Genomic DNA, 16,578 nt, shown 5'->3' with positions numbered 1-16,578 from the left:
TTCTATTAAATATATTATCGTTTAATATAGGTTAATCCTTCATTTGTGGTTTCTACTGTATCCACATAGGATAAGTGAGGTAACTTACGTATGATTTCTTGCTTACAATCATCAATGCGACTGTAATCTACTGGAAATAGCAGTCCCATAATAGTACCACTATGAGCTATGATTGTACCAACACTGTTATAGTAATTACCTATATCGTGAAAATCATATAAATTTGCTTTATATAGAATGCGTTGATTACCAAAAGCACTCAATGTAGCAGCTTGACCAATTAAATTGATATCATGTGTATGTAAGCCTCGTTTAAATAAATCTAATGACTCACGTATAATAGACTCTTTTTCTAAAATTTTAGCTTGTAAATCTACTTGTTGATTAAAGGTAATGGTATCTATACTACCGCCTTCATCAAATACAAGAATTTTCAATGGCGGACACATTCCTAGTGGTTGAGAAATGGTACCCTTAATATAATCAAACTGCGTAACACCTTGATAAAATGAAGCATCTGTAGGTTCTACGGATAAACAGATTTGTTCTAGTTCTTTTAGTGATAAATTATAATCCATAGCTAAAGCAGTAGCCATAGCCGTTACAGAAATATCCGCAGAACTTGAAGCCATCCCTTTACCTTGTATAATGTCAGAACGTACATATACAGGTGGACAAGTTTGATCTTTATTTTTTATCTCTAATAATCGTTGTACTAATTGTCTTGCCAGAGCTGACTTAGGTTGTAATGCACAATAATGTTGTGAAAATGGATGTTTTACATTACTTAATGCGTAGGAGTAACGATTAATAGGACAAGTCACTAAAAATGACTGGCCATTAATAGAACCTTGTAGAAATTCCCCACATGTACCTGGGGCTCTTACATAATAGGTCACATTAAACTCCTTTCGCATTAAACAAAAACAGTAATTGTTTTTACAAAATAATGGATAAATAATTATTAAAACATCGTAGTATTAGAAGCCACAGAAGCAGATAATACAGATAATATAATAATATAAATTAAAAGTAGTAAAACCTCTGTAACTTCAACAACAAATCCGTAAGTATCACCTGTAGTACCACCAAGTTGCTTAACAATATAATGGTTGAGTATACGATTAATAATATAGGTAATAATCATACTTACAATATTAATTTGAAAAATACCTAATGTAGCGTAAACCAATACGCCTAATCCAACAACATAGCCTACATCAGCTATAGAAAAAATGGAATATACGCCATATAAAAGGGTATATAAAATTACACCAATTAGTAATATTACAATAGGCATAAAGAAGGTTGATAGTGTATTGTATGTAATAACATGTTTGGGTGCTAAATTAGCGAATGCAGCCCCCATTCCCTGCTCTCGTGCATAGGGATAGGATCGAATACTCAACACAAGGGACCAACGACTCATTAATGGCATCATAATCAGTGCCATTGGAATAAATTCCGCTGTTGGAATCGCTGTTAATAATTGCCATTTTAAAAGTGTAACAAATACAAAAGCAACAACACCAAAAGAACCTATACGGCTATCTTTCATAATTTCTAACTTACGGTCCCTTTCACGTCCAGAAAATAAACCGTCACTGGTGTCCATTAGGCCATCAGCATGGAGACCACCTGTAATTAAGAATTCCGCTATAACAAGGATTAACATCAATGGTACTAACGGTATAAATGGTGATAATATACCATACAATAATGCTAAAATAAGGCCAATAATTAAGCCTACATAGGGAAAGGCTACAACGGATTTACCAAAATCTTCTACAGACCATTCTGTTTGATTAACGATTTTTAAACGTGTTAGAAACTGTAATGCTATGAAAAAAGGTGTCATTATACATTCATCCCATAAGTAATGGCTGTACTAATTATGATCATTAGTATAGTCGTAAAATACATCATATAAATTGTACGTGTAATGTGGTTACGATTTAATTTTTCAATGGGATCTCCCATGTATTCACGGAAGGTCATTTTTTTGAAATATTGGTTGTATCCACCTAATCGGATATGTAAGGCTCCTGCGACTGGTGCTTCTGCATAACCGCCATTAGGACTTGGATGCTTATGGGCATCACGCAAGCCTATTTGTAGGGCTTTTTTAGCATCAAAGCGTAAAAAGAATGCAGAAATTATTAATAATATAAAGGTAATGCGTGCAGGAATCCAATTGAGCAGATCATCAAAGCGAGCTGCTACTCGTCCAAAGTATAAATATTTTTGGTTCTTATACCCAAGCATAGAGTCCATAGTATTGGCAGTTCTATATAGAATTGCACCCATTGGACCGCCAAGGATAAAGAAGAATAACGGAGCAATAATTCCATCCACTGTGTTTTCAGCAATGGTTTCTACTGTAGCTCGTGTAATTTCACTTTCATCTAATTCTTCTGTATCGCGACCTACAATCCAAGATAATCGTTTGCGTGCCTCTACAATATTATCTTGTTTAATTAATTGGCTAATAGTAAAGCCTGCACCAGCTAGTGAACGTGGAGATATAGCAATATATAAAATAATTACTTCAAGAGCATATTCTACCCATTCATCAACTACGCCACCAAGCCATAGTATTAAAGACACTATAATGTATACAGAAACGAGGATTAAGCCAACTGCAATACCACCGTACCATAATTTTTTAGTATCGTTATCAGTATCTTTATAGAGAACAGCCTCAAAAAAGGATATGATGCGACCAATAATAGCTACAGGATGGTATTTACTATTAGGATCTCCAATGAGTAAATCTAATAAAAATGCTAAGACTGGTATACATACAAAGCTATACTTTGTAAACCAATGCAAGATTGTTAAATGTTCCATATATCTCCCCTATTACCCCAAGGTAGACATAATATAATCCATATCTAAGTGTTCCTCTACAATATCAGCTAATCGATTATAAGCTGCATTCTTGTGTTCGAAATAATGGAATACTACATCTAATGGTTCTAACTCCTTACGTTCACGCAACTGATTGATAATAAAGCGTCTAAATTCATCATTATCAAACACACCATGAATATATGTCCCCATTACTTGGTGATTACCATCGATAAAACCATCGACTACATTAACGGCTTCTTCACTGCGACTTGTAATGGTGAAACAACGGCGCACACTATCTACTAATGGTGTAGTATCACCCATATGGATTTCATAGCCTACTAGTTTTTCACCTGTAAATGTACCATTTAAAAATTGAAGATTTGAAACATTGAATTCTACTTGATGTGTTGTTTTTTGATCCTTCATAGTCGTAGAAGAATCGACTAAACCAAGACCTTCAATTTCTTCAATATCTCCTTCCATATGATGCGGATCATAAATCGTTTTACCCAACATTTGATTGCCCCCACATACACCAATAACAGGTGTACCTTGGTCAGCAAGTTTTTTTATTTCATCGGCAAAACCAGAGTTACGAAGATATGTAAGATCTGCTAGTGTATTTTTGGAGCCCGGTAAAATGATTAAGTCAGGATTGCCAATAACATCGCCAGGGCCGACGAATCGAACAGATACATCTGGTTCATAATTTAATGCATCAAAGTCAGTAAAGTTAGAAATTTTAGGTGTTTGCATAACCACTACTTGAATTTCTTTAGCACCACTATTGCGTTTGTTTTCCAGTGCAACAGAGTCTTCTTCATCAATATCAAGGTTTTCAATGGCAGGAATGACACCAACTACCTTTTTTCCTGTTTTTTCTTCAATGAAGGTAAGGGCAGGTTCTAATAGTTTAATATCACCACGGAATTTATTGATAACAATACCTTTAATAAGATCTCGTTCTTCTGGTTCGAGCAATTCTAATGTACCCACAATAGATGCAATAGCACCACCACGATCGATATCAGCGATGAGATATACAGGTGCTTTCGTCATCTTAGCAATGCGCATATTTACGATATCATTAGCCTTGAGATTCACTTCTGCAGGGCTACCTGCACCTTCAATAACCATCATATCGAAATTGGAATCTAAGAAATCGATAGATTCTTTTACCTTATCAAGAGCGGTTAAGGAATATTTTGTATGGTATTCTTTAGCACTATAAACGCCCACAGGTTTACCCATCAATACAACTTGAGAAGATTGATTACCTGTAGGTTTTAATAACACAGGGTTCATTTGTACAATTGGATCTATGCCAGCAGCCTCAGCTTGCGCTACTTGAGCACGGCCAATTTCATCGCCCCATTTTGTCACATAAGAATTGAGGGCCATATTTTGAGCTTTAAAGGGAACAGTTTTAAAACCTCTTCTATAAAAGATACGGCATAATGCAGTACATAAAATACTTTTGCCTACATTGGAACTTGTTCCTTGGAACATAATTTTCTTAGCCATTTATATGAACCTCCTGGGATTTTAATTCAATGGTAACGCCACTAATCGTTAAGTATAATTTGTCAGCCTCAGTTGCTACTGTTCGATTGACGCGGCCTGCAATATCTCTAAAATATCTTGCTAGCTTATTATCTGGTACAATACCAAGACCAATTTCATTAGTTACAAATATAACTATTTTATCATCACTTACTTTAATTAGATTTAATAATGCTTCTAATTCTGAAAGTACAGTATCTTCTAACCGATTTGCATCTTGTTGGCCTTGTATTGACCCATGAGCCATCATATGATTTGTTGTAAACATGGTTAAGCAGTCTATGAGTATTACATCCGCTACACTACTAATATGTTGCCACTCTTCGGCCAAATATAATGGTATTTCAAAATTCGTCCATATATTACCACGTCGCTCTTGATGTTTCTTTATACGATCAACCATTTCATCATCAAAAGCTTGTCCTGTTGCCACATAAGCTTTTCGACCTTCTGTGGCAAGGGCTAAACGTTCTGCAAATTCACTTTTTCCACTTCGTGCCCCACCGGAACACAATATAATTTGTGATTTCATAATGCACCTATACAAGAATTTATAATTTCAGTATCATTATAAGTATAACAAAGGAGCGATACTATGGAAATTATTAATATGAAACTAAAAATGATGGCTACTTTATGGGATAATACCTATCGTGTTGCCATCGACGATGGACAAGGTAAATATATTGGCACTGCACGTGTAGTTGTAAATGTTCCACTACCACCAGAAATGTTACCAGAAAATGCACCTCAAGTAGAACCACAGTTATTGGTTTTAGTAGAAGATTTTGATTTCGAAGCTGATAAGATTATAAACTTCGAAACAACACTTTCTGATCTATTGAGAGAAAAATTCCGTTATGAAATTCCTCATATTTTCTTCTACTATCCAAGTCCTCACGATGTTTTAAATCAAACGATTTCACAATAAGGTCTATAACGAGCAAAAAGCTATGTAAAATACATAGCTTTTTTTATTTATTCAGCTCCAAGTTCCTCTTCTACACGACACATAATAAAGCAAAGGTCGGATAGACGGTTTAAATATTTTAAATTAGATTCGTGAATGCTTTCACCAGCATCTAATACACGCCATAAATCACGTTCAGCACGTCGAGTAATCGTTCTCGCTACGTGTAAATAAGCTGAAGATTGTTTTTCACCAGGAATCACAAAACTAGATAATGGTTCTAGCTTTTCATCGAAGCGATCGATGACTTTTTCCAAATGTTTTACATGTTGCTCAGTAATTACGGGAGCCGCATTTAGACTAGCAATATCGGCCATTAATGTCCATAAATTGCGCTCAATATCATATAATTCCGCTGCAACACGAGGATTTTCAGCATAGGAGCGAGCCAAACCTAAGAAAGCTTGTAATTCATCGATTGTACCATAAGCTTCTACGCGTAAAGATGACTTCTGTACACGTTCACCTGTGTATAAACCAGTTGTACCAGCATCACCTGTTTTTGTATAAACACTACTTGCCATATTATTACCTCCTATAGATATACATGGATGTAGAAATAAAAGCTAAATGATCTCAACCTAGAGATTATTTGTATTCTGGGAACCAAAGGCTAACTTCACGAGCAGCAGCTTCTGGAGAATCAGAAGCATGTACTACATTAGCGTCCATTGTTAAGGCATAGTCACCACGAATACTACCAGGGGCAGCATCTACAGGATTTGTGGCACCGTTTAAAGCACGTACAGATACGATGGCATTGTCTCCGGCCAATACGAAAGCAAGAACTGGACCAGATGTAATAAAGTCAACTAATTCACTGAAGAATGGTTTTTCTTTGTGTTCAGCATAATGCTCTTCCGCTAATTCACGAGGCACTTGTATAAGTTTTAACGCTTTAATGACAAGACCTTTACGTTCATAACGGCTAATAATTTCACCACTTAATTGACGCTTAACTGCATCTGGTTTTATTAAAACTAATGTTTCTTGCATGATATCCTCCTGTAGATATTAATTAAAATAATGCTTTCTCTTTATATTTAGGATTCATTGCTTGTTGTTTCAATTTTGCAATACGTTCCTCTGTACGAGGATGTGTACTAAAAAGATTGCTCAAGCTTTCACCAATACCAACCATAGGGTTGATGATAAACATATGGGCTGTTGCATTACTTGCATTTGGCAATGCACCATGTTTTGAATAGTAGTCAATTTTTGCAAGGGCAGATGCCAAAGCTAAAGGGTTGCGGCACATCTCTCCGCCCCCCTCATCAGCTAAGAATTCTCTGGCACGAGAAATGCTCATCTGAATAAGTCCTGCTGCGATAGGAGCAATAATTATGGCACCTATTAATGCTAAAGGATTAGAGCCTTCTCGGTCATCAGAACGGCCAAAAATCGCTGAGAATTGAAGTACATTTGCAATCATGGAAATTGCGCCTGCCATCATAGCAGCAATAGTACTGATCAATGTATCACGATGCTTAACATGGGTTAATTCATGTCCTAAAACACCTTCTAGCTCGTCGTCTGTTAATAGTCGCTGGATACCTTCTGTAACAGCAACTGCTGCATGACTCGGATTTCTACCTGTAGCAAATGCATTAGGTACATCACTAGGGATGATATATACCTTTGGCATTGGTAATTTACCATTTTTAGCCAATCGTTCTACCATACCATATAATTTAGGGTTAGATTGTGCAGTAACTTGTTGTGCGTTATATTGTGCTAAAACAATTTTATCGCTAAACCAATAGGACATAAAATTCATGCCCATGGATATAACGAACATAATCATCATACCACTTCTACCACCAATCATATCACCTAAGACCACTAAAATGGCCGTCAAAGTCGCTAATAAAAGCGTTGTTTTCATATTGTTCATAGTTTCCTCCAATTATAGTTATGGACTATGCCTAACACTATAATTATACCACAAACTAAATAATTGATGCTCCTTTACTATCGGCTTCTAAGCAATATGTTCTATTTTCAATTCCATTAGATGTAAATACAGCACCCATAGCATCTGCCACAGCTTGTACGTGGGCTTTATCTACATAGGCAATTAGAGTGGATCCAGATCCACTAATAGTTGCACCATATGCGCCAGCAGCTTTAGCTGCTTCAAAGGCTACATCACAATGTGGTATTAATGTTTTACGATATGGTACATGCAAATTATCATCTAATGCAACAGATAAATTGCTTAATTGATGTGTAATCAAACTAGTTACAAATAAAGATGCATGGCTCACATTTTGTACAGCCTCTTTAAATGGTACATGATTAGGTAACACAGAACGAGCGTATTCTGTAGAAACCATGACCTCAGGTACGACTACGGCAAAATGCAATTCAGATGGAATAGAGATAACTGTATTTAATACCTTTGTTTTTAAGCCTGTAGCACAGCATAAATTACCGAAAATAGCAGGTGCCACATTATCTGGATGACCTTCCATACGGTTTGCAATGACTAACAATTCCTCTTTTGAAAGTGGATGATTAACTAACGCGTTAGCCAATAATAAGCCGCCTACAATTGCTGTACTACTACTACCGAGCCCACGAGATGGAGGAATTAAAGTTTCAGACATAATATGTCCATATTGGATTGGTTCTTGCACAGTAGCAAAAACTTGATCCATTGCAAAGCCAATAAGATTGTTTTTAGGATCTTCAGCACGTAAAATGTCTGCGCCAAAACCTTCAAAAGTATAGGTGTATTCTGTAGCTTTTACATCAGGTGTAAAGCTAAAAATATTGTATAATTTGAGTGCCAAACCTAAGCAATCAAAACCAGGTCCACAGTTAGCACTAGTGGCTGGTACTTGTACGCGAACAGTGTTCATAGCTTAATCTTCCATAATACGAATTACACTATTAACAGACTTAACGGAACGCAAGCTGTTAAAGGAATCGATAAGATTTAAAATATAAGATCTAGGACATTTAGATGTTACAATCGCTAATACAGCAGTTTCTGGATCCATATTTCTTTGAACGATGGATAAAACAGAAATCTTTTGTTCTGCTAATTTGGCAGAAATTTTTGCTAATACACCTGTTTTATTATCTACTTCCAAACGTAAGTAATAGCTAGATTGAATCTTACCAGGTGAGTAAATATTTTTTTGATCATAATAGAATGGCTTCAAACGACCTGTTTCGTTGTATGAAACATTTTTAGCCACTTCCATAATATCGGATACTACAGAGCTACCTGTAGGTAAGCTACCAGCACCACGACCGTATAGCATTACATCATCAATACCATTACCTTTTACATAAATCGCATTATAAGAACCGCGAACAGATGCTAAAGGATGTGTGGTAGGAATAAATGCTGGGTATACATTTAGAGATAAACCTTGACTAGTTTCTTTTGCAATACCTAATAGCTTGATGTTATAACCAAATTCTTTACCGAATTTAATATCTTCCGTATCAATGCAAGTAATACCTTCTACGGATACATCTTCAAAGAAAATGCGACGATTGAAACTAATAGATGCAAGGATAGCAAGTTTACGTGCCGCATCTAGACCTTCAACGTCCGCTGTAGGATCGGCCTCAGCATAACCAAGGTCTTGAGCTTCCTTTAGTACGTCTTGATAGCTTAAACCTTCTTCAGACATTTTAGTTAAAATAAAGTTTGTAGTACCATTCATAATACCGATTAGCTCTGTAATACGGTTGCCAGCTAAGGACTCATATAATGTACGGATAATTGGAATCCCACCTAATACAGATGCTTCAAAGCGTAAATCTACGCCGTTTTTGCTAGCTAAGTCTAATAGATATGGTCCAGATTCTGCTAACAAATCTTTATTTGCAGTTACTACATTTTTTTTAGTCTTTAAAGCACCTTCTACACAATCTTTAGCAAAGGTTGTACCACCCATTAATTCCACAACCATTTGAATGGAATCATCTTTTAGTACTTCCTCAATATCTGTTACATATTGAGCTGTTTCAGGCAATGTAATATGGCTATATTTATCAGGATTACGTACAAAGATTTTAGAAATTTCAACATTAACATCTGTACGATTTCTAATTAACTCAGCATTATCTTGCAATAAATTAAATGTACCTTGTGCAACAGTACCAAAACCTAATAACGCAATTTTTATAGTGGTCATAATTGTCCTACTCTCTTAATTAGCCTATGCTTGGCCTAAAATTTCTACTTTAATAATGCCCTTCATAGAGCGAATATCTAATAATAAATCTTCTAATGAACCTTGTAAGTCTTTAGTTTCAAAGGAAATGCTGCTATTAGCTATACCTTGTAGTGGAATGTCTTGATTGATAGTCAATATACTACCATTGCGTTCTGCAATAGCTTTTAACACACTAGATAACATACCTGATTCATTAGACATTGAAACATAAATGCTTACAATTTTACCTTGAGCAATTTCAAAAAATGGGAATACATAGTCTTTATACTTATAGTATGCAGAACGACTTAAATCCATCTTTTCCACTGCTTCGTTAATAGTTTTAACCTCACCTAGTTTCAAAATTTCTTTTACCTTAATCGTCTTTTTTATCGCTTCTGGTAAAATATCTTCTTGCACCAGATAAAACTTATCTTTTTTTGGTTTAGTCATAGAACACACACTCCCTTATTGTTCTGTTGAAGTTTCTTGGGCTACAAATTGACGCCCATATAATGTTAACACCGCATACATGCCGACAAAAAATGGCAAATACTCTGCCATAACGCGCCATGCTACAGCAACAATACCAACCGTTCCATTAGGGACAAAGGTACTAAACAATACTACAAATAGTCCTTCTGCAATCCCTGTTCCCCCTGGTGTTGGTGCAAAATATAAAATAAGATTCAATAGAATCATTCGATCTAATATATCAATGATAGGAATATCTGGTGTAAAAGCATACATTAATGCTGGCGCAATACAGTATAAGCATAATAGACTCAACCCAGATTCAATAAATACAATAAACGATTGAATTGGTTGTTTATATAGTAATCCTAAACCTTGATTCAATGTTTCTAATTTAGAAAGCCAATCTTTCGTTTTATGTGCTTTAAACCGTTGCGCTAAGTTATATACGAATTGACGCATATATTTAGTTTGTAAGATATAAGTACCTACCAGCATTGCAATGACAGATACTACTGCAAAAATCAATAGCATATCTCTTGAAATATATGGAATTTCAATAGCATCTCTTAAGAATACGAAGGGTAACATAATAACAAGGAACATAATAGAAAATACGGTACGTATTAACACAATAGGAGTCCCTTTAGATATTGGCACACCATAACTCCGTAATACTAATACTTGAGCAACAGCACCCCCACTAGCACCTGGGGTTAACATAGCCATGAAATAATTACTAAAGATTACACGAAGTACAGCCTTTATAGATAACTTATATCCTCCGATTTTTACGAGTCTTTGTAAACGTAAACCATCAAAATACATGCCTACTATTAAGGCCACTAAAGCCAATAATAAAGAAATACTATTAAATGATGAAATTGTTTTTAATGCATCTAGATCAATAGTGTAGTAAATGATACCAATTGACACAGCCAATAGTAAGAGAAACATAAAAATGCCTCTCTTCATCATTTTACTCATATCAAATCTCCATAATTAATTAGCTCAATATTATGTTGTCTAATATATAAATGCGTATGGTTGGAACATACAGCTTGTAATTCATCTTCCCAATGATAGCCCCATTTATATTGATTTCCAAGAAGCGTATTATTTAAACCTGGATGAATCATCAATTCATGAGTACCCGATTTTTTAGATACGGATTTTAATATACCCATTAACGTTTTCTGATTAATGTGTCCCCCATTTACCATACCCCAAAAATATTGTGTGGAATACATGCCGTTATCACGTATTGTAGGACGTGCTTTTGCAGCCACAGTAGATAACCCCACCTTACCTAACAATCGCACCGGAGAGTACATATAATTGACAAATAAAGAAGATTCATCTGGAATGCGTATAGCATTAATACCATACTGTTTAGCTTGCTCTATTACGATTGGTAGTACCGTCGGTAATACATGCATATGTTGATGACCATCAATATGCGTTACATGTAAACCAGATTCCATAATACGTTCCATTTGAGCGTGAATTTCTTTGCGCAATTCACTATAATTAATCTTTCCAGTATAAATTCGCTTCATAAAATCGATATATGTTTCTGGAAATACGCCTTCAGATGTAAGCAGAGATGATACTTCAGATGGATCACATACCGGTTTAAGTCCACCTACTAAGGCGATATGAACACCAATGCCCAACTTAGGGTTATTTTTTGCCATACTTATGGCTTCTGAAAAAGCTTCGCCTCCCGCTAATAGAGAGGTGCTCGTAATGATACCTGTACGATGACCATCAATGACGGCAGCATTAACTGCACTATGAAGACCAAAGTCATCTGCATTTACTATTAATTTGGACATAGTTTACTTCCTTTTCATAAAAAAAAGGGAGAACTTTGTTCTCCCACAAAGGATATATGTTATTGTACCAAATACAGAGCTATAAAATCAATACAAAAGCCCTCTACTTGTATACTAGTAGAGGACTTTCGATATACTTATAAATTTTTATCATAAATACATAATTCAACCCTAATATATTTTAATTAGCACATCAATTGTTCTTGTGCTTTATACATACATAGAGCTGCTGCCACACTCACATTTAAGGATTCTATATCTCCATACATAGGAATCATAATACGGTGTTTACATAGATTCATAACCTCTGGTGTTACACCATTCCCTTCATTGCCTAAAATCAACATACATCGTTTATCATAGGCCACCATATGGTATGGTTTTGAATTATCTAGGGCAGTTACATAGGTAGACATATTAGATTCTGCAATAAGATCATTAAGCATAGATAATGTAACATCTTCATAAACTGGTATTTTATGTAATGCACTCATTGTACTACGTACAGTCTTATCATTATATGGATCAACAGTACCTTTCATTAAAAATATCCCCTTCACACCTGCCGCTACAGCGGTACGTAAAATCGTACCTAGATTACCCGGGTCTTGTACGCCATCTAATGTAATATATACACCATCTTCAATAGAAATTGATTCCATACTATGTTTAGGTTTAGATACTATTGCAACGATACCTTGTCCATTTACGGTGTTATCAATTTTATCAAATACTGGATCTTGAGCAATATAAGTAGGTATCGATTGCATCGACTCTAAGGATAATAATGCCTCTATATTTTTATCTTTACATTTAGATTCGCGTATAACAATTGCTTTTATTACTCCCATAGTTGAAATATCACGAATGGAACGAATCCCTTCTACAATGTATTCACCATATTTACTACGATTTTTGCGTTGCCCTAGAGAAACTATATGCTTTATAGTTTTATTATCTTTAGATTGGATAAATTCCATGCTAACTCCCACTTTTTTGACGAATCCATAGATTATAAAAGGCGCCCTTTAACTCAATCAATTCGTTGAAAGAACCTTTTTCTTTTATTTTACCATATTCAATATAAACAATTTCATTGGCGTCTTGTACGGTGGATAGCCGATGAGCAATACTTACGATTGTTTTACTGCCACGGATATTTTCGATACTTGCTTGTATTTGTTTTTCCGTATGACTATCAATATTAGCAGTTGCTTCATCTAATAATAAAATAGGTATATTTCTTATTAATGTACGACCAAAGGCTAGTAATTGCTTTTGTCCATCTGATAATAAAGAACCTAAGTACCCAACAGGTGTATTATAGCCTTCAGGTAATTGTTCAATCATAGAATCTAAATTTACTTGTTTTGCAGCTTTTACCATTTCATCATGAGATATAGAGTTATCAAAAAGTGTAAGATTATCTTTAATAGAACCTTTAAATAAGTAAGCTTGTTGGAATACATAGCCCATTAAATGACGAAGTACAGAACTATCATATTTTGAAATATCAATACCATTAATGTAGATGGAACCCTTTGTAGGTTTATAGATACCCATTAGTAAGGACAATAATGTGGACTTACCACTACCGGATGGTCCTACAATACCAGTAAAATCACCAGCTTTAATATGTAAGGTGAAATCTTGTAATGCATAGACATCGTTATTCTCATAGGAAAACCAAACATGATCAAATTCAATTGATTCTACTGGAATCAGTTCCTTTGGAACTTCATCTACCATATTTCGCTCTTTTTCCTCTAATAATGGAACTAACCGTTCTGCACCAGCTAATGAACTTTGCAGGGAATTATATTTGTCTGCAATGTCCTTTAATGGTTGAAAGAATCGATCCATATATTGAATGAAAGCAAATACAGTACCTGCATCGGCTACAGAATCTACCAAATTAGTAGTAGTAAATATGACGATTAAAGCTACAAAAAACAAGCCATCAACGAGAGGTCTGAAAATAGAAAATGTTGTTACTTCAAAAAGACCGGCTTCTAAAAAACCTTTATTAACCGTATTGTAACGCTCCTCAATTTCTTTTTCACCGCTATAAGATTTGACAATGACTATGTAGTTTAATAGCTCTTTAATACTCGCATTAGAGGCAGCTACAGAACGGCGAACTTGACGGAATGCTTTACGAGAAAACTTTTGGAATACCCATATGATTACGCCCATGATTGGTAATAAAATCGTCATGATAATTGCTAACGGTACATTAATAGCATACATGAATCCTAAAATACCGATAATCATTAAGCCGCTACTCGCTAAATTCAATAGTACGTCTGTATATAAGGTACGAAGTGATTCTACATCATTAGTAATACGAGTTACCCAATTACCAATGGGTAATTTATAAAACTCATCATGGGACTTATGAAGTATCTTTTGAAATACAATGGCACGTATATTATAAATAATTTTTTGTCCAAAGCTTTTCAAAAAATAATTTTCTACAAATATACATAACACACTACCAATAATAGTAAGACCATATATTACAGCATAATATTCGATAACATTAATATCATTAGTAGCAAAGCCGAGATCAATAACTTGCTTAGTTATATAAGGTCTTAAAAGTAAAAGTACTAAATTGCCAGCTAGCGCAATGGTAGCTAATAATAAAATCCCCAAATAAGGCTTAATATACGCAGTTATATAGGAGAACAAAGCCCAATCATTTTTAAAATTACGCTTTTTCATTACTAGCCCCTCCTTTCTGCGCTTCATATAAGGTGTGATATAAGCCTTTTTTAGCTAATAATTCTTCATGAGTACCTTCTTCTACAATACGGCCCTCATCAAATACAAGGATTTTATCTGCTTTTTCTATAACCTCTAAACGCTGTGAAATGCACAATATAGTTTGTGCATTTACCGTATGTAATGTCTCTAAAATAGTATTTACTGTTACTGCATCTAAAGCTGAGAAACAATCATCTAATAATAAATATGGTGCATTTTTATAAAAACCTCTAGCCATATTAATACGTTGCTTTTGACCACCAGATAAATCATGTCCTTCTTCTGCAAGAGTATGTAAGTCATTATCTAATAGATTACCTAAATCTCTATATAGGTCGGCTTTTTTTGCAGCCACCTCTACGGATTCATGCATAGGTAATTCTTTACCAAATTTAATATTATCTTCAATAGTAGTACTCAATAAATAAGATTGAGTTGGCACATAAGCAATTGAGTTTCTAAGCTTAGATAATGGTATATCTGATATATCTTGATTTCCAAAATATATAGACTTAGGCGGACACTCTTGCAAACCAATGAGTAATTTAAAGAGAGTACTTTTACCAGATCCAGGTTTACCAACAATGCCTATAAAAGAGCCTTTACGAATAGTTGTAGATACTTGAGACAATGCATGACCTTTAGAATTTTCATAATTAAAATCTAAATATCGTATATTAATATCCTCAAGTGGTAATACTTCAGTTGAGTCATCAATTGACTCTATTGGTAGTCGTAAGAAATCGGTAATACGATCTAAAGATGCCAAGCCTTTTTGTACAATCGAAATGAGTCCCCCAAAGCCAATTAAAGGTCCTACGATTAGCATAATGAATGAATTGATAGTTACAAATTCACCTATGGACATTTGACCATTTACAGCTAGGTGACCACATATGAAAATACTGATACTAATACAAATAAACGGTGCAATTCTTGTTAACGGTGTTAGTACAGAATCTAATAAGGCAACCTCCATATTTTTCTTATAGTTCAATTTATTTATTTTTTCAAACGAGTCAGAAATAATACGTTCTCGATTAAAGGCTCTAATTACATCTATACCTTGGAATAATTCTTGCCCAAACTCTGTCATATCACTATAAGTAGCTTGAGCACTACGCTGTTTAGCACGTAATTTTCTGCCCAACACAAATATTGCAACAATGATGAAGAATACAGGTGTCATGATTTTAAAAGCTAATAGACCATCTATTTTTTGTATTAAAATAATAGATCCTACAATGGAATAAAATATAATATCCACCACGATCATTACACCTAAACCTAACGCTACACGAAGAGATGTAACATCATTTGTCATCAACGCCATAACTTTACCAGGTCCATTTGCCTCATAATATGTTGTTTTTATTTGTAATGCTTTTCTACACAAGATTTCACGAAAAAGGTACTCCATACGACGGATGGAACCAAGTAAGGTGCGTCGCGAAATAACTTTTAGAATCGTTATAATAATAAATAATAAAATAAAGTAAATAATATAATTGACTAAGCCCTCTTTATTGTGACTTAGAGTATCGATGGCATTACCAATGAATTGTGGAACAAATAAAAATGCTATATCAATAGCAATTAGCATAGTTAATCCGATGGCATACACCCAACCTTCTCGGCGGAAAAACTGCATAAATAGCTCTATAGGTTTCATAGGACCTCTCAGTTAAATTTCTATATTACAGGATTATCATTATTTAAATATACTCCTTATAGTATACACAATTTTTTCATATATCTTAATACACCTATACGTATATAATGTAGTTATAAGATATTTTCTTGATTGTGAAGCCAATGATATACTATTTATTCCCTAAAAAATACTATATCGAATTTTTTAGTTTACTTATGGTAATGTAAGTGTTATACTATGCATAGATACAAAACGTATCCTTACATAAATTAGAAT

At 34.6% G+C, this 16,578-nt stretch carries 17 protein-coding genes; 1 reads left to right on the top strand and 16 read right to left on the bottom strand.

Annotation, left to right across the window (positions count from 1 at the left end; all coding sequences use genetic code 11):
- Positions 1-14: 14 nt before the first annotated feature.
- From O3607_RS01505 to cobU, 5 genes are all read right to left on the bottom strand, one after another.
- The gene (locus tag O3607_RS01505; protein WP_287499883.1) at positions 15-899 is read right to left on the bottom strand and encodes a GHMP kinase; all 885 of its coding nucleotides are present in this window, start codon (positions 897-899) and stop codon (positions 15-17) included.
- A gap of 65 nt (positions 900-964) precedes the next feature.
- The gene (gene cobS, locus O3607_RS01500; RefSeq protein ID WP_024066070.1) at positions 965-1,858 is read right to left on the bottom strand and encodes an adenosylcobinamide-GDP ribazoletransferase; all 894 of its coding nucleotides are present in this window, start codon (positions 1,856-1,858) and stop codon (positions 965-967) included.
- Positions 1,858-2,850 carry an adenosylcobinamide-phosphate synthase CbiB gene (gene cbiB, locus O3607_RS01495; protein WP_119208702.1) on the bottom strand — a complete coding sequence of 331 codons (993 nt, stop codon included), beginning with the start codon at positions 2,848-2,850 and terminating at the stop codon, positions 1,858-1,860. Before cbiB ends, cobS begins: the two co-directional genes overlap by 1 nt.
- Before the next feature lie 12 nt (positions 2,851-2,862).
- Positions 2,863-4,380 carry a cobyric acid synthase gene (locus O3607_RS01490; protein WP_287513991.1) on the bottom strand — a complete coding sequence of 506 codons (1,518 nt, stop codon included), beginning with the start codon at positions 4,378-4,380 and terminating at the stop codon, positions 2,863-2,865.
- Positions 4,373-4,951 carry a bifunctional adenosylcobinamide kinase/adenosylcobinamide-phosphate guanylyltransferase gene (cobU, locus tag O3607_RS01485; RefSeq protein WP_024066073.1) on the bottom strand — a complete coding sequence of 193 codons (579 nt, stop codon included), beginning with the start codon at positions 4,949-4,951 and terminating at the stop codon, positions 4,373-4,375. The genes O3607_RS01490 and cobU overlap by 8 nt, the downstream gene beginning before the upstream one ends.
- A 63-nt stretch (positions 4,952-5,014) precedes the next feature.
- Here cobU and O3607_RS01480 point away from each other — a divergent pair, with 63 nt between their 5' ends.
- Positions 5,015-5,350: a hypothetical protein gene (locus O3607_RS01480; protein WP_316119546.1), complete on the top strand. Its 336-nt coding sequence runs from the start codon at positions 5,015-5,017 to the stop codon at positions 5,348-5,350.
- Between the two features lie 47 nt (positions 5,351-5,397).
- Here O3607_RS01480 and O3607_RS01475 read toward each other — a convergent pair whose 3' ends face one another.
- From O3607_RS01475 to O3607_RS01425, 11 genes are all read right to left on the bottom strand, one after another.
- A complete protein-coding gene (locus O3607_RS01475; RefSeq protein ID WP_316119547.1) occupies positions 5,398-5,913 on the bottom strand; it encodes a cob(I)yrinic acid a,c-diamide adenosyltransferase in 516 nt (171 codons plus the stop codon).
- Between the two features lie 64 nt (positions 5,914-5,977).
- Entirely contained in the window at positions 5,978-6,385 is a 408-nt protein-coding gene (gene ndk, locus O3607_RS01470; protein WP_119208694.1) for a nucleoside-diphosphate kinase, read from the bottom strand.
- Between the two features lie 22 nt (positions 6,386-6,407).
- On the bottom strand, positions 6,408-7,283 hold the full coding sequence (htpX, locus tag O3607_RS01465) for a zinc metalloprotease HtpX (protein WP_129823013.1): 876 nt from the start codon (positions 7,281-7,283) through the stop codon (positions 6,408-6,410).
- 55 nt (positions 7,284-7,338) lie between these two features.
- On the bottom strand, positions 7,339-8,253 hold the full coding sequence (thrB, locus tag O3607_RS01460; protein WP_302857775.1) for a homoserine kinase: 915 nt from the start codon (positions 8,251-8,253) through the stop codon (positions 7,339-7,341).
- Positions 8,254-8,256: 3 nt separating this feature from the next.
- Positions 8,257-9,546, bottom strand: a complete 1,290-nt coding sequence (locus O3607_RS01455; RefSeq protein WP_371443211.1) for a homoserine dehydrogenase — start codon at positions 9,544-9,546, stop codon at positions 8,257-8,259.
- Positions 9,547-9,570: 24 nt separating this feature from the next.
- Entirely contained in the window at positions 9,571-10,020 is a 450-nt protein-coding gene (locus tag O3607_RS01450) for an ACT domain-containing protein (RefSeq protein ID WP_005386672.1), read from the bottom strand.
- Positions 10,021-10,035: 15 nt separating this feature from the next.
- On the bottom strand, positions 10,036-11,028 hold the full coding sequence (locus O3607_RS01445; protein ID WP_295215431.1) for a lysylphosphatidylglycerol synthase transmembrane domain-containing protein: 993 nt from the start codon (positions 11,026-11,028) through the stop codon (positions 10,036-10,038).
- Complete coding sequence (locus O3607_RS01440) at positions 11,025-11,879, bottom strand: ChbG/HpnK family deacetylase (protein WP_285364136.1); 855 nt, start codon at positions 11,877-11,879, stop codon at positions 11,025-11,027. Before O3607_RS01440 ends, O3607_RS01445 begins: the two co-directional genes overlap by 4 nt.
- A gap of 185 nt (positions 11,880-12,064) precedes the next feature.
- Positions 12,065-12,859: an RNA methyltransferase gene (locus O3607_RS01435; protein WP_105085595.1), complete on the bottom strand. Its 795-nt coding sequence runs from the start codon at positions 12,857-12,859 to the stop codon at positions 12,065-12,067.
- A 1-nt stretch (position 12,860) separates the two neighbouring features.
- Positions 12,861-14,606 carry an ABC transporter ATP-binding protein gene (locus O3607_RS01430; protein WP_213467824.1) on the bottom strand — a complete coding sequence of 582 codons (1,746 nt, stop codon included), beginning with the start codon at positions 14,604-14,606 and terminating at the stop codon, positions 12,861-12,863.
- A complete protein-coding gene (locus tag O3607_RS01425) occupies positions 14,593-16,320 on the bottom strand; it encodes an ABC transporter ATP-binding protein (protein ID WP_213467823.1) in 1,728 nt (575 codons plus the stop codon). Before O3607_RS01425 ends, O3607_RS01430 begins: the two co-directional genes overlap by 14 nt.
- Positions 16,321-16,578: the final 258 nt, after the last annotated feature.

The organism is Veillonella sp. 20925_1_51, from assembly GCF_041431445.1.
GTDB classification, from domain to species: Bacteria; Bacillota; Negativicutes; order Veillonellales; family Veillonellaceae; genus Veillonella; species Veillonella nakazawae.
This window is presented reverse-complemented; position numbering and strand designations above follow the sequence as displayed.